The following is a 20,173-nucleotide window of genomic DNA, read 5'->3' on the forward strand; positions in this document are numbered from 1 at the left end:
TTTAATACAAATGCATTTTGCCAATCTACCAGTGTTCAAATTAGAACCTTGGACACTAACCTAAAACCTGTCTCGAATATTTCTCTTTCATTAGAAGGTAAAGAATATATTGAAACTAATAGCAATGGTAAAGCATTTTTAAATACTGATGCTAAAAACCTGCCTCCAAATAAAATCTGGATTGATCATGAATCTTATGAAGCTGAATCTTGGAATTATTCTAAGGGTATATTAGAAATAATTTTAAGGGAAAAAAATTATGAAGAACTAACTTTCAGACTAGTAAACGTAGATCAATCCCCTTTAAAAAACAACCCTGTTATATTAGAAGGGCCTCAAACTATAAAAAGGCGAACTAACAGTGATGGCTACGTAACAATTCCATACCCTAAAAATGAAGAACTACAACAGCAATACAAATTAATTATTCCTGGATTTGAAATTAAAATCAATAAGATTAAAGCAAATCCTCCTGTAGTTGTAGTTAATTCCTTAGATGAAAACTTACTGAGCAACACTTTAGAGATAGAAGAAAAAGTAAGTATAATTAACACAAGGCTTTCTTTTCTAGATACAGTCACTTCAATCGAAGGATTATATCTTGCTTTGCATTATTTTGATCTTACGGGCTTTACAAATGAAGAAAGATCATTAATTGACAATAAGTTCTATGAACTATATATTTTACCCGATTCTTCAGTTATTAATAATACTCCAATTACTGTAAATCTTGATGGAGTAGAAGCAATAGAAAAAGATCTGGCAATCTTAAGAGATCAGGCAGAAAACAATCAGCAATCAATAATTGAAAATAGGCAGGCATTTGAAGATCGATTAAATAGAGTAAACCAACAGCTTACAGAACAAAAAGAGAATCTTTCTGAAGAACAAAAGAAACAAATAACTGCTGATGTAAATGCGATTGAGATTGCAATATTAGCTAATAAGGACATTATTGGAGATTATCAGGCTGAATACCTTCAACTTATCACTGAACTAAGACGTAAATTAGAAAACCTTCAGGGAATTGAATCTGAGCTTAAGAAAACTCAAGCAGAAAGAGAAAGAGAGCAAAAGCTATTCAGGCAAAAAATAATCCGTATTACTCTTATTATAGTAGCCCTGATTGTTTTTATTTTCATCTTAGTTATGCTTGTAAGAATATTCTTCAAGCAAAAGAAAGAACTTAAAGAGGCTAATAATAAAATTGCTAAAATTAATACCCATTTAGAAAAACTTGTCGATCAGAAAACGGAGTCATTAGTAAAAATCAACAATGAGTTAGATCAATTTCTCTATCGCTCTGCTCATAATTTAAGAAGACCACTGTCATCAATTTTAGGTTTGCATAATATTGCCAAGCTTACTTTACAAGGAGATTCATTAGTGCTATTTGAAAAAGCTGCTGATACTGCTTATGAAATGGATGAGCTTTTACAAAAGCTACAAATGATAAGTCACATTAATCTTCCTGCAGAACCAAAAATCATAAATTTTAATAGCGAGATAGAGTCAGTTCTAGAATCAAACAAAGCTATTATTCAAAACGAAAACATCTCAATATCAAAAGAAATTCAACAAGGACTTGAATTCACCATTTCACCAATTCTTGTTTCTATCATCATTTCAAACTTGATTGAAAATGCTATTAGATTTTGTGTTTATAGCAAAAAGCCTGATAAGAAAATAGAAATCACTGTTTCTGAATTAAACAAGCAAGTAAAATTATCCATTAAAGATAATGGCATAGGAATTTCTGAGGAGGTTAGAGATAAAATCTGGGATATGTTTTTTGTGGGATTTGAATTTGGAACCGGCAATGGGTTAGGTTTATATATTACAAAAAAGGCAATTGAAGTTCTGGGTGGAAGCATATCTTTAGAAACTGAAGAATATAAATTTACAGAATTCACTGTACTACTACCTAATGCTGATCGAAATAGTAAATTTGGAAATAACCAAGTTGAGGTAGAAAGCCAAAACAACAATTAAGCCGGGGATTATTTTCCCCAAACCATTCATTTATTCAACATTCTCTATCACACTTCAATTAAATTTTATCATTAAAAAATGTGATTATTTCTGCACAAAAAATTAATTATCTGCTTATTGACAGATAATTCACTCTTTTATCATAACTGGCAAGTTTGTTGTTGTTTATTAGCTAAACAACAAATAATCATATGTTACTAAGAAAGATTTCCAGTTATCTAATAGTTACTTCTCTATTAATATTTTCAGGTTGTAAAGCAAACAAAACTCAGAAAGGCGCAGTAATTGGTGCTGGTGGAGGAGCCGTTATAGGAGGAGTTATTGGGAAGCAATCTGATAACACTGCGATAGGAGCAATAATAGGAGCGACTGTCGGTGGGGCAGCTGGTGCTTTAATTGGACGTCAAATGGACAAACAAGCTGAAGAATTGCGTAAAGATTTAGAAGGCGCAGAAGTTGAAAGGGTTGGTGAAGGAATAAAAATCACTTTTGATTCCGGTCTAATGTTCCCTTTGGATTCATACCAGTTAACAAGTGAGACTAAAGATAATTTAAACGAGTTATCGGAAACATTAAATAAGTACGACGACACGAATATTCTAATAGAGGGACATACTGATGCCACTGGATCAGATGAGTATAATGAAGAACTATCTGAAAAGAGAGCTAATAGTGTAGCCAACTACCTTGTTGCTAACAATGTAGATCTATCAAGACTTAAAACAATGGGGTATGGAGAAGATCAACCTATAGCTTCTAATGACACTAAAACAGGAAGACAACAAAACCGTCGAGTTGAAGTAGCAATATATGCGAATGAAAAAATGAAAAAGGCAGCCGAAAACGGTACTCTATAATAACGATTATCAACATATTTTTAGAAAACTAAATTTCAATAATTATGAATTATAAAATCATTTTATCTACAATATTTTTAATAGGTTCAATATCATTTTCAAATGCACAGATAATTGGTGTTAAAGGAGGTTTAAATGCATCAAACTTTTATTCCGATGAAGTTGATGATAAAAATGCCCGATATGGATTTCATGCAGGTCTTTTTAGCCAATGGGAAATTTCTGAAGGCCTTGGGTTACAAACTGAGATTTTATATAGTGGAAAAGGGAACAGATCAATGTATGATGGAATAATAGATCAGGAAGTGAAATTTAATATGCATTATATTGATGTTCCGGTAATGGCAGTTTTTAAATTAGGTGATGCAGCAGAAATCCACACCGGTGTTTATGGAGGTTATCTGCTTAGTACAGATATAACATCAGATGGAGACCTTGGAGAATATTCAGATTCTGTAGATAAAGATAATTTCAAATCATTTGATTGGGGATTTTTAGGTGGTATTGGAATTAACTTTGGTAACCTTCAAGTTGGAGCACGTTATAACTTGGGGATGATGAAAATAGCGGATAGCGATGGAGCCAAGTCATTAATTGGAGATGCAAAAAATAGTTACGGTCAGATTTATGGGGCACTACGAATTAAATAAATGGAGTAAGCATATAAAAGGGACATATTAATTTATGTCCCTTTTTTTATTCTTTTAACAGTTTTTAGGAGGAAAAACTAAAAGCTGGAATTTATATTGCGGTCATAAAAAAAGTCCTGACGAAATGGTATTTCATCAGGACAATTTATAAGTGAACTCGGAGGGAGTCGAACCCCCAACCTCCTGGGCCGTAACCAGGTGCTCTATCCAATTAAGCTACGAGTCCGTTGGTTATTAGTCAACATCTAAAATAGTGTTGAACTAAATGGGAGTGCAAATGTAATTAAATATTTCACTTATTTAAAAATAATGCTCAAGAATTTTACAATTATACTATCTTTGTGACCGTTTAAAAGCAAAAAAATACAGCAATATGCGATTTAATATTTTTACTTTCATTTTTATCTTCATCAGTACAGTAGCCTTCGGACAGGATGACAACGAAAAGACTTCACCATGGAATGATATACCAGGAAATTTATGGGGTGAAGTTGGTTTTACTTTTGTATTAGATAAACCTGATTCAGTTGATTCGAATTGGTGGGCATCAAAAAGAGCACAATTCAACTATCAAATTGAGTTACCATTAGGCAAAAACAGTGGAATAACTTTCCACCCAGGTATTGGTGTTGCTGTTGAAAAACATTCATATAAAAACAATCAGGTATTTTTAGATACCGGAGACGAAACAATCTTCACCTCTGCTGCAGACTATGTAGGTGGGGGAGTAAAAAAATCAGGGTTTTACACAACCTACATTGATGTTCCTCTTGAGTTTATGTGGCATTTAAATAAGTCAGATTACAGAAGAAGCTTTAAAGTAGGTCTTGGTGGGTACTTTGGTTACGCTCTTGAAAGTAAAACTAAAATCAAGTATGAAACTGCTGGTGACACTAGAAAATTCCAGGAAAAATCTGATTACGGCATTGAATCATTTAGATATGGTGGAGTAGTAAAAATTGGATTTGGCGGAGTGATGGCTTATTACAGACATAACTTCTCTAAAATTTTCAAAGAAAGCGAAGCTCCTGAACAATTTATTAATGCAACACAATCATCTGCAGGAGTAGCATTTAGAATTTTCTAACAAGGATATAAGCATTGATAATATTAAACCGGTATGATAAACTTCATTCCGGTTTTTTTTATTAATGAAAGACCATTGCCAAAAATCCGGTTACATAACCTAGAGCTAGCCCCAGAGTAACTTCAGATAGCTTATGAGATTTTAATGCCAGCCTTGCTGAAGATGTCACCCCACATATAACAACAAGCCCTACAATGTACCAGAAATAATTAGTGGCAACCGGATAATAAATACCATAACCAAAGGCAATACCTACCGCTGCAGACAGAGTGGTAGAATGAACTGAAATTTTAAAAAAGGAAGTGATAGCAGTTACCACAACAACCAAAATTGTCATGGCAATAAAAATTGAATTTAAAACTGAATTAATACTAAACCTATAAACAAACAAATAGGTGGACATCATATAAATGATACTTATCATTACAAAAGGAAAAACCCTTTCATTTCTTTCCGGAATAGTAAAAGCCTCCCCTTTTCGATTTTTCTTCAAATAAAATAATAGAGGCTTATTTTGAAGTAAAAATGAAGTAACAGATTGATTTTTCACGACCTTGTGAAAAAATAATCTGGACATAGAGACGATATAGGTAATCCTCAACAACAATAGAAGAATTAAAGGGAATAACCCTGTCATTAAGAATACAACCTTCAAATACACATAAAAACTCTCTCCTGTTAATGGAGTCACAATCATCGGACTCATTAAATAAAGGCTCCAGATTAACAAACCAGGAACCAAAAGAGGATGAAATACAGTTGAAAAAATTAAGGCTAATCTACTATTCAAATCAAACAATCTCCTTTCTTAATCGGGCTACCGGAATATTCATTTGTTCTCTATATTTAGCTACGGTACGTCTAGCAATATTATACCCTTTAGCTTTCAAAAGCTTTTCTAACTTATCGTCAGACAAAGGCTTTCGCTTATCTTCTTTTTCAATAAGCTCTTTAAGATCATGTTTAACCTGTCTGCTTGACACATCCTCACCACTTTCTGTAGAAATACCCTCTGAGAAAAAATATTTAAGAGGAAAAATCCCAAACTCAGTTTGTACAGCTTTACTATTAGCAACCCTTGATACTGTAGAAATATCCATCCCTATTCTATCAGCGATATCTTTAAGAATCATTGGTCTCAACTTTGATTCATCTCCTTCCAGAAAATAATCATATTGATATTTTAGAATAGCATTCATTGTAGAAAGCAAGGTGTTTTGCCTTTGCTTAATAGCATCTATAAACCATTTTGCTGAATCTAACTTCTGCTTTACAAAAGTTACAGTTTCTTTAAGCTTCTTATCCTTTTTATTACTCTTATCATAAGCATCAAGCATATCAGAGTATGATCTGCTAATCCTTAAATCTGGTGCATTCTTACTGTTAAGTGTAAGCTCAAGATTACCATTGTTATTTGTAACAATAAAGTCAGGCATAAGATACTGCGTACGAGCAATTCCAGACGAGGCTCCACCCGGCTTAGGATTAAGCTTAGTAATTAAGTTTACAGATTCCTTAAAAACCTCTTCATCCTCAACATTAAGCTTCTTCATAATCTTGCTATAATGCTTCTTGGTAAACTCATCAAAGCAAACAAGTATGATTTTCTTAGCTAATTTCACTTCAGGCAGATCTTCGTTTCTCCTTTCCAACTGGATCATCAAGCATTCCTGTAGGTCACGGGCAGCTATTCCCGGAGGATCAAACTCCTGAACTATCTTTAATATCGCTTCAAGCTCCTCAACAGTAGTTTCTATATTTTGACTAAAAGCAAGATCATTTCGAATAGCTTCAAGTTCTCTTCTTATATATCCATCGCTCTCGATACTACCAATTAGCTGCAATCCAATTTGATACTCTTTATCATCAAGATCTGCAAACCCAAGTTGACTAATAAGTTGTTCTGACAAAGAGGTCTGGCCCACTACAGGAACTGACTTATCTTCCTCATCAGGATTACGCCCATCACCTTGCATTTTATAGCCGGCAAAATCGTCATCCCTTAAATAATCATCTATATCCGGACCATCATCATATTGATCATCATCATACTGATCGTCCTCAAAACTATCCTCAGTATTTTCTTCTTTCCCCTCTTCTAGTGCCGGGTTTATCTCGAGTTCTTCTTCAATCCTTGATTCAAGCTCAGCAGTAGGCACCTGCAACAGTTTAATAAATTGAATCTGCTGGGGTGATAATTTTTGTTGTAGCGCCTGAGTTAAGCCTAACTTCTGCATATTGTCTGTTTAAAAGTAAAATCTACCACAATTATGTTGCGATAAATCCTTATTTCATTGAAAATAAATCGAATTTATACTTTTTTTGCGAAGTTTAAATTACTAACTCACCTCTTTCTTATAAAAAAACTTACCTGAGGCGAGTAAAAGATATTTAGCTAAAAATACACATTTCATTTATAATTGTGTATCCTTTTGAAAAGAACCCGGTTATACGGAATTCATAATTTATTAAAGTAAAGAACGTGGATTATATTCGAATCAAAGATTTACTGGATGCCCCGAAAACAGGAGATACTGTTACGATTAAGGCGTGGGTCAAAACGAAACGTGGAAGTAAACAAGTGAACTTCATTGCATTAAATGATGGTTCTACTATCCACAATCTTCAAATTGTTGCTGAGAGCGAAAAGTTTGATGAAGAGATCATCAAAAAGATAACAACAGGAGCCTGTATTTCTGTTACCGGAAATGTTGTTGAATCAAAAGGTTCGGGCCAGGCTATTGAAATTCAGGCTGAAAACATTGAAATACTTGGTGAGTCTGATGCCGATAAATTCCCTTTGCAACCTAAAAAGCACTCTCTTGAATTTTTAAGAGAAAAAGCTCACTTAAGAGTTAGAACAACAACTTTTGGAGCAATTTATAGAATCAGACATGCAATGATTTTTGCTGTCCATAACTTCTTCAATGATAAAGGCTTTTATAACGTTCATACACCAATTTTGACTTCTTCAGATGCTGAAGGTGCAGGTGAAATGTTTAGAGTAACTACTCTTGACCCTAAAAACCCACCGCTAAATGAAGAGGGTGAAGTTGACTGGAAGGAAGATTTCTTTGAAAGGCAATCAAACCTGACTGTAAGTGGACAGTTGGAAGGAGAGCTTTCTGCATTAGCATTGGGTAATATTTATACTTTCGGACCAACATTCAGAGCTGAAAACTCAAATACAACCAGACACCTGGCTGAATTCTGGATGATTGAGCCTGAAATGGCATTTTATGACCTAAAAGCAAATGCTGAATTAGCTGAAGAATTCCTTAAATATCTTGTTACTTATGCACTTGACCACTGCGAGGATGATTTGAACTTCCTTGCTAAAAGAGAAGAGGAAGAGAACAAGAATAAGCCAGCAGCTGAAAAACCTGCATTAAGTCTGCTTGAAAGACTTAAAATGGTTAGAGATAACGATTTCGCATATTGTACATATACTGAAGCAATTGAAATTCTTAAAAATTCTAAACCGAATAAAAAGAAAAAATTTGCTTATCCTGTTGATGAATGGGGAATTGACATGCAATCAGAACATGAGAAATATCTTGTTGAGAAGCATTTCAAAAAGCCGGTTATCGTAACTGACTATCCTAAAGACATTAAGGCTTTCTATATGCGTGTCAATGAAGACAACAAGACTGTTGCTGCGATGGACATCCTTTTCCCTGGAATTGGAGAAATCGTAGGAGGTAGCCAAAGAGAAGAAAGACTGGAAGTATTAACTGCCCGAATGAAAGACTTCGGAATTGAAGAGGAACACATGTGGTGGTACCTTGATACAAGACGATTTGGAACATGTGTACACAGTGGTTTTGGTCTTGGATTTGAAAGGTTAATGCTATTTGTAACCGGCATGACTAACATTCGTGACGTTATACCATTTCCTAGAACTCCGGGAAACTGCGAATTCTAAGAATGGTTATCAAATAAAAATCAAAAAGGCTAAGAAAATTTTCTTAGCCTTTTTTTTATCTTATCTCAATATGCCTGAAAGCATCAGGCAGATAATCAACTATATCAGAGGCAATCATAGATATTATCCCCAGATCTTCTGCAGCTTCATCTCCGGCAAGACCATGTACAAATACAGCTAATATGGCAGCTTTCTTTGGTTCATATCCCTGACCAAGCAATGCTGTTATTATACCGGTCAGGACATCACCACTTCCTCCAGTAGCCATTCCGGGATTTCCGGTAGAGTTAAAATAAACACTACCATCAGCATCACAAACTGCAGTATGTGCTCCCTTCAAAACAATCACAACCTTATGGTCAATTGCAAATTGTCTGGCTTTTTCAATACGTTCAAACGAATTTTTTGAATCTCCTGCAAGACGAGAAAACTCTTTAGGGTGTGGCGTTAGAATAGTTCCTGTTGGTAAATCTTTTAATAAACTTAAATCTGAAGACAAAATATTTAATCCATCCGCATCAATTACAGCTGGAACAGTCAATTGTTTGATCCATTTTCTAAATGCCAATGCAGTTTGCTCTTCAGTCCCTAATCCCGGACCTATCCCAACAGCATCCAATCCATCAAATGAAACTTCTTCAACATGGTAATCAAGAAACGAAGAAACCAAAGCCATAGACTCTGGTACTGCTGTTTGAATAATACTTAGTCCACCTGCAGGCACATAACATGTTAACAACCCTGCACCTGATCTTAGTGCAGCTTTGGCTGACAAAACTGCAGCCCCCATTTTTCCTTGTGCCCCCCCCACAATCATTATTCGCCCCATGTTTCCTTTATGAGCAAACTTTGAAGGCTTTTTTAAACAATGTCTGACATCTTCAAGGGTGACCAGGTGATAAAAAGACTTTGAATGATCAATAAATGATTTATTTAATCCTATATCAACATAATGCCACTCACCAACATATGTTTCATTTTCTGCCATGAAAAAAGATAGCTTAGGCAACTGAAACGAAACTGTATGAGATGCTTTAACTACATTTTCACTATCTACCGGTTTATCTGCATATACACCAGAAGGCATATCAACAGAAACCACTAATCCCTCATAATTATTTATTGCTTGAACTATTTCAGCATATTGGCCTTCAATTGGCCTGTCAAGACCAGAACCAAACAATGCATCAATCAATATCCCTCCTGACTCAAATTCAGGGTTTCCATCCCAAATATGAACATTCAACTTCCCGGCAATACGATCATAGTTTTTATTGAAGTCTTCACTTCCTTTCTCAGATATCAAATATAGACTGACTCTATACCCATGTTCATTAAGCATTCTGGCTATTGCAAGGCCATCACCGCCGTTATTCCCTTTACCAGTAACAATATGAATATTACTTTTCCCGGGGAACTCTCCCATAAACCATTCGCAAAAAGCTGTAGAAGCTCTTTCCATTAAATCAATGGAGTTGATAGGCTCATTTTTAATAGTGTATTGGTCGGCCTCTCTGGTTTGTTCAGCTGATAGAATTTTGATCATGTAGCAGGTGTTTATAGAAAGTTAATCAAAAAGATCAACCTATAAAACTACCCGTTAGACTGAAAGCGAATAATAAATTTAGTTCCTTTACCCTTTTGACTATCAACCTCAACTCTACCATTCATAGATTCAGCTTGTAACTTTACCATGTATAGCCCCATACCTTTCCCCTCTACATTAGATGTAAATCGCTGATAAAGCCCGAATATTTTTGTGCTTATCAAATCAAGGTCCATCCCGATTGCAGTATCATCAACTGAAATAACAAGCTCACCACCTTCGATATTTACGTTAATATTTACGATAAGCTTTCGGTTTGAATCTTTATATTTTATAGCATTGCTAATCAAGTTTTGAAAAATACTTTTGAAGTATGCAGGAATCAAATGCCAGTATATTTTCTCTGGGCATGAAAGATGAATCTCCCCATCTATTTCTTCAAACTGTTTAACAAACGGATCAATAATCTCCTTTAAAGATTCCTTTACATTTATTTCATGATAAGCTTTTCCTGCACCTTTTCTGATAGAAAGAATCTGATTAAGGTCTTTAACAATCTGATCAAGACTATTTGCTTCAGTTCGAATATGTTTTAGGATAGTTTCCTTTTCTTCTTCCGATTGGTTATCAAGGATCTGTATAAGACCAATCATTCTTGCAATTGGTGATCTTAAATTATGAGCAGTAATAAAAGCATATTGTTCCAACTGATCATTTTGAGTTCGCAACTCATTATTCGCACCGGATAGTGCTCTAGTCCTTGCCTCAACCTTCTCTTCCAGCTGCTTATTCTGACTTTCAATCTTGGTATTTTGATTGATTATAAGTTGACGTGACTTAACTAGCTTATTGTTGGCTGCTCTCAATTCTTGTCGAATTTTATATGATCGATATAAAATAATCGCCAATATTAAAGACAACCCAATAAAAACCCAGGTATAAAATGTTTGTCGTCTGGCGGCAGCATCTTTAACTCTTGCCAACTCAAACAACCTTTGATTCTCCTCAGCCTGATTTGCCAACTCAAACCCCATTTGAAGTGCTTGAATTTCTCGTTCCCTATTAATCCTGGAATTTTCAGTTAACAGATTCACATATAACTTATAATATTCATCAGCCTTATCAGATAAACCTTTAACTTCATAAAACTCAGCCAGGAGCTTATAAATTTCTTCTGTGTACGAATTAAGTTTCATCTTCTCTGACTCACCTGCACTTGAATGTAGCAATACAAACATACTATCAAGTTCTCCTACATTTCGATAGGCTTTTGCAGCTGATAGTTTAATCATAACTTTAGCCAGAATCTCATTTGATGAATTCATCTTTTTTCTATAATGAGAATAAAGATTTAGAACATCATCATTTCTTCCTAATTTCAAATAGGCATTCATGAGATAGCTGGCGGTAAACAATTCACCTATCTCATTACCAGATTTTATGTTAAAATCATTAGCCTTTAAAATATAATCCAACCCTTTTTCGACCTCACCCAATTCTACATAACAGTCTCCGATATGACCATATGGCAGAGCTTTCATTCTCTCATTATTATCTTCAATATGATCTAGTGAATTTTGATAATATTCGATTGCTTTGGAATAATACCCAAGACTTTTATAAACAAGTCCCGAATTGGAATAAGCAGCTCTTTTTACATGATTATTAGTTATGCCATCCAACATCCCCAGCGATTGATGAACTAGCAATACAGCTGTTTTATAATTACCTGTTTCTATCGCAGCAACTGCCATATAGCTTTTTACGATAATTTCTTCATCTTTATCTTCTATCTTCTTTAGATAAGTTATTAAGACCTTACCTAGATTATATGCGCTATCCGGGTCACTATGCAAGTAATCACTAACAAGATCTTTATACATCAAATAATTATCCTCATTAATTTCCAGGTCATTAGTTTGACTAAAGACATCATTACTGAAAATGCATAGTAAAAAAACAGTAAGATATTTCAGAAGGGTCTTCAATTGTTACTGGTTGATTATTTTGGTTATAATTTTTAGATCCACAAAAATCAATAATATGTAATTATTGTGTATTAAGTGCAAAGATATCAATAAACATTATTTATATATAAAAAAACCGGGACAGTTAATACCATCCCGGTTGTAATCAAGAATTATAACAAAACTTATATTGTTTCTCTTTGAAGAATAAAATCAGAAATAAAATAACCAACTTCTGTGGTCGAATGAGGATTATCAGAAAACAGATCTTCCGTTCCAACTTTCTTATTTAATGAATCATTAACAGCTTCTCTGATTGTATTTGCTTCTTCAATCATATCAAATGATGTCTCCAAAAGCATTGCTGCTGATAATATCGTCGCTACAGGGTTTGCAATATCTTTACCTGTAGCCTGTGGATATGATCCATGAACTGGCTCATACAATGCAGATTTATCACCTATAGAAGCGCTCGGCAACAATCCCAGTGAACCTCCTATAACTGAGGCCTCGTCTGACAGAATGTCTCCGAACATATTCTCAGTTAACACAACATCAAACCCTGACGGATTAAGGATTAATTGCATTGCTGCGTTATCAACAAATAAAAATTCCAACTGCACATCTGAATAATCAGATTTATGTAATTCAGTTACCTCATCTCGCCACAATCTTGAAGTTGCCAATACATTTGCCTTATCTACAAGAGTAACTTTATTTCTTCGCTTCCTTGCAGCTTCAAATGCCTTTACTGCTATCCTCCTGATTTCTTCTCTGGAATATAAACTTGCGTCAAATGCTTCCTGGTCATTTTCTGAACGCCCACTAGGTTTGCCGAAATATATCCCACCTGTAAGCTCTCTGAAAATAACCAGGTCTGTGCCTGATATTCTTTCATGTTTAAGAGGTGAAGACGACAACAATGCTTCATAGGCTGTCACAGGACGAATGTTTGCATATAAACCTAATGATTTACGCATCCTTAGCAATCCTTGTTCCGGACGTACCTTTGCATTTGGATTATTATCATATTTCGGATCTCCAATGGCTCCGAATAAAATAGCATCAGACTGTGTACATAATTCATGCGTTTTTATCGGATAAGGATCACCCGTTTCATCGATTGCCGCTGCTCCAACAAGACCATATTCATATTCAAACTTATGTCCGAATCTTTCACATACTGCATTCATTACCTTAACGGCCTCACGACATACTTCAGGTCCAATTCCATCACCAGGTAATACAGCAATTTTCTTTATATCACTCATGAATATTTAACTCTCTCTTTTTCAAAATTTATTATTTCATTCTTTAGGGTCAGAATATAATCTATATCATCAAACCCATTGATAAGGCATTTCTTTTTATAGTCGCTGATCTCAAATTGTTCTTCTGTACCCGTTGATTCTAATTTTACTGTCTGATTTGGCAAATCAACTGTAATTAAAACTGACGGATCTTTTTCAATCTCATTAAAGATTTCATTAAGAAATTCAGGCGATACCTGTACAGGTAAAAGACCATTGTTTAATGCATTATTTTTAAAAATATCTGCAAAGAATGATGAAACTACTACTCTGAAGCCATAATCATAAATAGCCCAGGCAGCGTGCTCCCTACTTGAGCCACTACCAAAATTCTTACCGGCAACTAAAACTTCTCCGGTATATGTATCACTATTTAATACGAAATCTGATTTTGGAGACCCATCGCTATTATAACGCCAGTCTCTAAATAAATTTTCACCAAACCCCTCTCTGGAGGTGGCTTTAAGGAATCGTGCCGGAATAATTTGATCAGTATCGACATTGTCAACCGGCATTGGCACTGCCGTAGAACTGATTATTGATATTTTTTGCATGTTAGTTGAGTTATTTATTCTGCAATAGAAATATATCCTTTAATTGCTGTTGCAGCAGCGGTTAATGGGCTTGCCAAAAGCGTTCTGGCGCCCGGACCTTGTCTGCCTTCAAAATTTCTATTACTGGTTGAAACACAATATTCTCCTTGTGGAATTTTATCTTCATTCATCCCAAGACAGGCCGAACAACCCGGTTCACGAAGTTCAAACCCTGCTTCAGCAAATATCTTATCTAACCCTTCTTCTATAGCTTGCTTCTCAACTTGCTTTGAGCCTGGAATAAATAACGCATTAATATTTTCTGCTTTTTTCTTCCCTTTCACATAATCTGCTACCAAACGAAGATCTTCAATGCGGCTATTTGTACAACTTCCAATAAACACATAATTCACCTTCTTACCAAGTAATTGTTCACCAGACTTCAGCCCCATATACTCCAAAGACTTCTGAAAACTCTTTTTTTCATTAATATCATCTATGGCATTCTCATCAGGCACAATAGAACTTAATTTCATTCCCATACCAGGGTTAGTTCCATAGGTGATCATTGGCTCGATATCAGCAGCATCAAACACATATTCAACATCAAATTTCGCATCATCATCTGTTCGCAACTCAGACCAATCGGCTACTGCTTTATCAAAAGCTTCACCTTTTGGAGCAAACTCTCTTCCTTTGATGTAATCAAAAGTTGTTTGATCAGGAGCAATTATACCTCCACGAGCACCCATTTCAATACTCATGTTACATATTGTCATTCTCGCCTCCATACTCAGACTTTCAATTGCTGAGCCTGCATATTCCACGAAATAACCGGTTCCTCCTGATGAAGATATTTTACTTATTATATATAGAATTATGTCTTTTGATAGAACACCTTTCTTTAATTCACCATCAACTTTGATTCTCATTGTTTTTGGCTTCTTCTGCAATAGACATTGAGTAGCAAAAACTTGCTCAACTTCAGAAGTTCCAATCCCAAAAGCTATCGAACCAAAAGCACCATGCGTACTTGTATGGCTATCACCACAAACCATAGTCATGCCTGGTTGTGTTATCCCTAACTCAGGACCTATCACATGAACAATGCCCTGATACCTATGCCCCAAACCATAAAGCTCAATCCCATGTTTTTCACAGTTTTCTGTTAGCTTTTCTACTTGCTTGCGACTTAGCGCTTCACGAATAGGTAAATGCTGATCTTTAGTCGGCACATTATGGTCTGCTGTTGCAACTGTATTTTCAGGACGGAATACTTTAAGACCCCTTGCTTCAAGTCCGGCAAATGCTTGTGGACTTGTCACTTCATGAATAAGGTGTTTGTCAATATATAGTAGATCTGTTGATGGGGAAACCTTGTGCACAACATGACGTTCCCATACTTTATCAAAAAGGGTTTTTCCCATTGGTATTAATCTTATTTATTTGGTTATTGTTGTTTCGATTTTTGCTAATACATGAAGATCTTCATCATCGATCTGCTTTTTCTTGTCTGCCATGTTCAAAAATTCAACATAAAGCACTTCAAGCTCATCTTTTTCGAACAAATATCCAAGTTTTTGAAGTCTATGCTTCAGCGCATGACGACCACTTCTAGCTGTCAATACAATGTTAGAATCTCCTGCACCTACATCTGAAGGATCAATAATTTCATAGTTTTCTTTATTCTTCAAAAACCCATCCTGGTGAATTCCCGAAGAGTGAGCAAATGCATTAGCCCCGACGATTGCCTTGTTTGGCTGAACAGGCATGTTCATCATTCGGGAAACCATATTACTTAAAGGGGTAATTAATTTCGGATTTACATTTGTTTCAAAATTCAAATGTGGGTGACTCTTAAGAATCATAACTACTTCCTCAAGAGAAGTATTTCCGGCACGTTCGCCGATTCCGTTCATTGTAACCTCTACCTGGCGAGCACCATTCTGGATACCTGCGACTGTGTTAGCAGTTGCTAATCCGAGATCATTATGACAGTGAACAGAAATTATAGCTTTATGAATATTGGATACATTTTCAAACAGGAATCTGATTTTTTGTCCGAAGACATCCGGAAGGTTATAACCTGTGGTATCAGGAATATTGACAACTGTTGCTCCTGCAGCAATCACTGCTTCTACCATTTGGGCAAGATATTGAAGATTTGCCCTACCTGCATCTTCACAATAAAACTCAACATCCTCCACAAACTTCTTAGCATACTTAACTGCTGATACACCCTGCTCAAGAACTTTTTCTCTTGAAGATTTAAACTTATGTTCAATATGAATGTCTGAAGCCCCTATCCCGGTATGAATTCTTGGACGTTTTGCAAACTTCAAAGCCTGTGCAGCAAGATTTATATCCATTACTTTGGCACGAGTCAGAGCACAAACTACCGGCTCTGTTACCGCCCTTGAAATTTCAACTACCGAGTTAAAATCTCCAGGACTACTTACAGGAAACCCCGCCTCGATGATATCAACTCCCAACTTCTCAAGTCCTTTAGCGACTTCTACCTTTTCTGCTGTATTTAACTGACAACCCGGGACCTGTTCTCCATCCCTTAAGGTTGTGTCAAAAATTTGAATTTTTTCACTCATGATTATCCGATTTGCCTAATAATATCACACTAAAAAATAAACTGAAACATCGTTTCAATCTCAATTAGGAAACCACAAATAATACAATTTCACCCTCCTTTGCAAGACACCTGAAAAAATTGAATTTTAGTTATATAAAAGGAGCATAAAATGAAAAAAAACTAAATTTTTGAAATATTTTTGAAATATTTTCACTTACAAGCGTTAGCTAGTGAAGCTAACAAACGTAAGTATTCTACCTATCAACTTCACCCAGTACAAAATCTAATGATCCAACAATCGCAATTAAATCAGCTATGTAAGATCCTTTTGCTATCTCAGGCAAAACCGATAAGTTAGAAAAGCAGCATGAGCGGACTTTACATCTGAAAGGCACATCACTCTTACCATCAGCCCTAAAATAAAAGCCTAATTCGCCTTTTGGATTTTCAGCTCTGACATATAAATCCTGAGCTTTTGGCCTTATCTTTTTAGGAACCATTTCCCATGGGTCAAAATCTCTGGTGCGACGGTGATCTTTTTTTAATTTATCAAGACATTGTGTGATGATCTCCAAAGATTGTTTACACTCTTGTAATCTAACCCACATTCTATCCCAACAGTCACCTACTGTACCCATTTTCCCTTCTCCTACCGGAATCTCAAAGTCAATTTCAGGGTACACAGAATATCCATCAACCCTTCGAAGGTCATGTTTCAATCCTGAAGCTCTTAAAAGTGGACCAGTAACACCATAATTTATTGCCGTATCGATAGACATCACACCTACTTTGGCGGTACGTTCAATAAATATCTTATTATTGATAATCAGGTTTTCAAGTTCAGTCAGTTTAGGCTTTAAATATCCTACCAACTCGAAACACCGTTCTTCAAAACCTAAAGGTAAATCGTAGTAAACTCCACCTATCCACTGGTAATTATATAGCAACCTGGCGCCACTAAGCCATTCAAACATTCTTAGAATAATCTCTCTATCTCTCATCAACCAGAAAAACGCCGTCATAGCTCCTATATCCATGCCATAGGTCCCCATAGCCACAAAGTGACTAGCTAGCCGGTTTAACTCTGCAGTCAATACTCTAATGTATTCAATGCGTTTAGGTAGTTGCCCTTCTAACCCAAGCATTTTTTCAACTCCCATAACATAAGCATGCTCATTATTCATCGCTGCTACATAATCGAGCCTGTCTACGTATGGAATAATCTGATTATAAGCTAATGCTTCAGCATGCTTCTCAAAACAACGATGCAAAAAACCTAAGTGAGGAACCACATCTTTGACTATCTCACCATCTGTTAAAACTTCTAGACGAAGTACACCATGGGTACTCGGGTGATGAGGCCCAATATTAATAATCATCTCCTCTCTCCTAAGGTCTTCTTCCTTGTATTTACCCGGAGATGATTTTCTTAAGTTTTCAGGATCAAATTTATACTGCAGGGTTTTCTCTGTCATCATAAGGCACTTTTACACCATGATAGGTTTCCAAATTTTGATAATCTTTTCTCAGCGGGTGACCTTCCCAGTCTTCAGGCATAAGTATTCTTCTAAGATCCTCATGGTCATTAAAATGTATTCCATATAGGTCAAATACTTCTCTTTCATGCCAGTCTGCTGTTTTCCAGATCTTTGACACAGAGCTTAATGAAGGCATTGACTCACCTTCTGAATTACGCTTGAGTACAGCCTTTAACATCAATTGCCTCCCAAATGGAATAGAGTATAAGTTATAAATAACCTCCATTGTGCCAGCATCCGGGCCGTTATCAATACCTGTCAGGCAAGACAATGAATCAAAATACAATTCCGAATTTATATAACACTCACGACAAACATCAAAAATATGATCCTTGTGAATAACTAAACCCTCGGGAGTAGAATTTTCTACCTTTTCAAGAATTACCTCCTCACCGAATTTATTCAGTAGCAATAAATATATCTGATGAAAGTCCATTAAACAGCTTTTTCTTTTTTCAACAACTTATGAATTTTCTTTGGGGCAAGAATACTTTCCGTCCTTATCTTCTCCTGAAGTTTTATAAATCCTCCGATTAACGCTTCCGGTCTAGGTGGACAACCTGGAACATACACATCTACAGGAATAACTCTATCAACTCCTTTAACCACATGATAACCATGCTCCCAATATGGACCCCCACAATTTGCACAAGACCCCATCGAAATCACATATCTAGGCTCTGGCATTTGTTCATAAAGCCTCCTAACCCTGTCAGCCATTTTAAAAGTTACCGTCCCTGCAACAATCATAACATCAGACTGGCGCGGAGATGCTCTCGGAACGATACCCAGTCTATCAAGATCATAAGGAGTAGCTCCGGCAGACATAAATTCTATGGCGCAACAAGCCAGCCCAAAACTCATAGGCCACATACTAGACAACCTTGCCCAGTTTATCAGGTCATCAAGCTTAGCAATGATAACCCCACCTTGTCCATAACCATCATTTTTTGTTGCCATGTTCTTTATCCTTCATTCGTTCATTAAACTCTTCATACAACCTACCAGGAACAGGAGATTTGAAGAGGTAAATAGATTTTTTTGGCTTTTCCCAGGTAATAAACCCCTTTCTCCAGGCATACGCCAAACCCAACGCCAATATTAAAATAAATATCACCATCTCAAGCCATACCAACCACCCCCAACGTCCGCCGGTCTGAGCGATTAACTGCTCATCTCCAAAAACTGTTGCCCAGGGAAATAAGAATATGAGTTCAACCTCAAAAAGCAAAAACATCAATGCTACAAGATAAAACCTAAGGTTAAATTGTCCCCATGCATTACCAACAGGATCTTCACCACTTTCATAGGAAGTGTTTTTTTCGGGGTTGGGTCTATCAGTTCGGATAATCTTACTTGTAATTACACCTCCAAGGGTAAATACAGCTCCTCCAACGATAAACAATAACAGTATTGACAGGTTTGACAGATCTATATTTTCAGCCATACTAATATTGGGCGCTTATTTTTAAAGCAATATAGTGAAAACTGAATTACCTTAAAACCTGGGAGGCTTAAGGTGTTTAAAATGACCATTCATTTTTATTACAGTTCTTGAGCGTTCATACTCCTTTATCACAGGCAAAGTATGCTCAAGGTGGTCTACAATAAACATTTTTCTTTCGCTTTCTCTGGTAAGTTTTAACAATTCATATTCCTGACTTATTGATAGCCCAACCTTATGTGCAAGATCGTAACTACTAATCTGTTCGAGTGCCGGATCAATGGTTTTTAGATTTAATAATTCAAAAAGTTCATTTATCAATGAATAATACCTGTCTTTAACTATCGAATCAACACTATCATAAACATTATCAAGATAGACTACCTCTCCTCCCGCATAAAGTTTTCCAGGCCATGGATTTTTATAATTCTCAACTTTAAAAACTCTTTCCCCTCTTGTCTTTATATCCATTCTACCATCTGAATAGGTATGCGATAGTTCTTCAATTCGTACTTCGATACCATATTCGATCACCCCAGTTACATATCCGGGAATACCAAAAGGTTGATCAGTTTGAATACATTCATTAACCAGCTGTTTATATCTGGATTCAAATACATGAAGATTTATCGGTTCGCCAGGAAAAGCTACCATTTTCAATGGAAATAGAGGTAGAAAATTTTTCATATAAAATAAACTTAGCTAACCAGACTTTGTTCAATAAAAAAAGCACTACCAAC

At 35.8% G+C, this 20,173-nt stretch carries 18 protein-coding genes and 1 tRNA gene; 5 read left to right on the forward strand and 14 right to left on the reverse strand.

Translation table 11 applies throughout. The features are described 5' to 3' along the window. Positions 1-48: 48 nt before the first annotated feature. The 3 genes from HH304_RS14465 (at position 49) to HH304_RS14475 (ending at position 3,499) form a co-directional block, all read left to right on the forward strand. Entirely contained in the window at positions 49-1,992 is a 1,944-nt protein-coding gene (locus tag HH304_RS14465; protein ID WP_169682886.1) for a sensor histidine kinase, read from the forward strand. A gap of 191 nt (positions 1,993-2,183) precedes the next feature. Then, positions 2,184-2,849: an OmpA family protein gene (locus HH304_RS14470; RefSeq protein WP_169682888.1), complete on the forward strand. Its 666-nt coding sequence runs from the start codon at positions 2,184-2,186 to the stop codon at positions 2,847-2,849. A gap of 44 nt (positions 2,850-2,893) precedes the next feature. Further along, positions 2,894-3,499 carry a porin family protein gene (locus HH304_RS14475; protein WP_169682890.1) on the forward strand — a complete coding sequence of 202 codons (606 nt, stop codon included), beginning with the start codon at positions 2,894-2,896 and terminating at the stop codon, positions 3,497-3,499. Positions 3,500-3,651: 152 nt separating this feature from the next. Here the strand turns inward: HH304_RS14475 and HH304_RS14480 are convergent. After that, positions 3,652-3,725, reverse strand: a tRNA-Arg gene (locus HH304_RS14480). 147 nt (positions 3,726-3,872) lie between these two features. Between HH304_RS14480 and HH304_RS14485 the strand changes: the two genes are divergently transcribed. Further along, positions 3,873-4,586, forward strand: coding sequence for an outer membrane beta-barrel protein (locus HH304_RS14485; RefSeq protein WP_169682892.1), 714 nt, complete (start codon positions 3,873-3,875; stop codon positions 4,584-4,586). Positions 4,587-4,647: 61 nt separating this feature from the next. On the opposite strand, the gene HH304_RS14490 is transcribed toward HH304_RS14485, so the two are convergent. After that, on the reverse strand, positions 4,648-5,376 hold the full coding sequence (locus HH304_RS14490) for a hypothetical protein (RefSeq protein ID WP_169682894.1): 729 nt from the start codon (positions 5,374-5,376) through the stop codon (positions 4,648-4,650). Position 5,377: 1 nt separating this feature from the next. Next, positions 5,378-6,823, reverse strand: a complete 1,446-nt coding sequence (gene rpoN / locus HH304_RS14495) for an RNA polymerase factor sigma-54 (protein ID WP_169682897.1) — start codon at positions 6,821-6,823, stop codon at positions 5,378-5,380. A gap of 245 nt (positions 6,824-7,068) precedes the next feature. On the opposite strand from rpoN, the gene asnS reads away from it, so the two are divergent. Further along, on the forward strand, positions 7,069-8,511 hold the full coding sequence (asnS, locus tag HH304_RS14500; RefSeq protein WP_169682899.1) for an asparagine--tRNA ligase: 1,443 nt from the start codon (positions 7,069-7,071) through the stop codon (positions 8,509-8,511). A gap of 55 nt (positions 8,512-8,566) precedes the next feature. On the opposite strand, the gene HH304_RS14505 is transcribed toward asnS, so the two are convergent. The 11 genes from HH304_RS14505 to HH304_RS14555 form a co-directional block, all read right to left on the reverse strand. Beyond that, positions 8,567-10,057, reverse strand: a complete 1,491-nt coding sequence (locus HH304_RS14505; protein WP_169682902.1) for an NAD(P)H-hydrate dehydratase — start codon at positions 10,055-10,057, stop codon at positions 8,567-8,569. A 47-nt stretch (positions 10,058-10,104) separates the two neighbouring features. Further along, positions 10,105-12,045 carry an ATP-binding protein gene (locus tag HH304_RS14510; protein ID WP_169682904.1) on the reverse strand — a complete coding sequence of 647 codons (1,941 nt, stop codon included), beginning with the start codon at positions 12,043-12,045 and terminating at the stop codon, positions 10,105-10,107. A gap of 164 nt (positions 12,046-12,209) precedes the next feature. Continuing rightward, a complete protein-coding gene (gene leuB, locus HH304_RS14515) occupies positions 12,210-13,295 on the reverse strand; it encodes a 3-isopropylmalate dehydrogenase (RefSeq protein WP_169682906.1) in 1,086 nt (361 codons plus the stop codon). After that, positions 13,292-13,888 (reverse strand): 3-isopropylmalate dehydratase small subunit, encoded by a 597-nt coding sequence (leuD, locus tag HH304_RS14520; RefSeq protein ID WP_169682908.1) that lies wholly within the window; start codon positions 13,886-13,888, stop codon positions 13,292-13,294. The genes leuB and leuD overlap by 4 nt, the downstream gene beginning before the upstream one ends. Before the next feature lie 14 nt (positions 13,889-13,902). Beyond that, a complete protein-coding gene (leuC, locus tag HH304_RS14525) occupies positions 13,903-15,294 on the reverse strand; it encodes a 3-isopropylmalate dehydratase large subunit (RefSeq protein ID WP_169682910.1) in 1,392 nt (463 codons plus the stop codon). 15 nt (positions 15,295-15,309) lie between these two features. Continuing rightward, on the reverse strand, positions 15,310-16,470 hold the full coding sequence (locus HH304_RS14530; protein ID WP_169682912.1) for a 2-isopropylmalate synthase: 1,161 nt from the start codon (positions 16,468-16,470) through the stop codon (positions 15,310-15,312). 235 nt (positions 16,471-16,705) lie between these two features. After that, positions 16,706-17,926, reverse strand: coding sequence for an NADH-quinone oxidoreductase subunit D (locus tag HH304_RS14535; RefSeq protein ID WP_169683286.1), 1,221 nt, complete (start codon positions 17,924-17,926; stop codon positions 16,706-16,708). After that, positions 17,901-18,425 carry an NADH-quinone oxidoreductase subunit C gene (locus HH304_RS14540; protein WP_169682915.1) on the reverse strand — a complete coding sequence of 175 codons (525 nt, stop codon included), beginning with the start codon at positions 18,423-18,425 and terminating at the stop codon, positions 17,901-17,903. Before HH304_RS14540 ends, HH304_RS14535 begins: the two co-directional genes overlap by 26 nt. Then, positions 18,425-18,949, reverse strand: coding sequence for an NADH-quinone oxidoreductase subunit B (locus HH304_RS14545; RefSeq protein WP_169682917.1), 525 nt, complete (start codon positions 18,947-18,949; stop codon positions 18,425-18,427). Before HH304_RS14545 ends, HH304_RS14540 begins: the two co-directional genes overlap by 1 nt. Further along, positions 18,933-19,436, reverse strand: coding sequence for an NADH-quinone oxidoreductase subunit A (locus HH304_RS14550; RefSeq protein WP_169682919.1), 504 nt, complete (start codon positions 19,434-19,436; stop codon positions 18,933-18,935). The genes HH304_RS14545 and HH304_RS14550 overlap by 17 nt, the downstream gene beginning before the upstream one ends. Positions 19,437-19,487: 51 nt before the next feature. Beyond that, positions 19,488-20,120 (reverse strand): LON peptidase substrate-binding domain-containing protein, encoded by a 633-nt coding sequence (locus tag HH304_RS14555; protein ID WP_169682921.1) that lies wholly within the window; start codon positions 20,118-20,120, stop codon positions 19,488-19,490. Positions 20,121-20,173: the final 53 nt, after the last annotated feature.

The sequence above is a fragment of the Marinigracilibium pacificum genome, from assembly GCF_012926615.1.
Taxonomy (GTDB): domain Bacteria; phylum Bacteroidota; class Bacteroidia; order Cytophagales; family Cyclobacteriaceae; genus Mangrovivirga; species Mangrovivirga pacifica.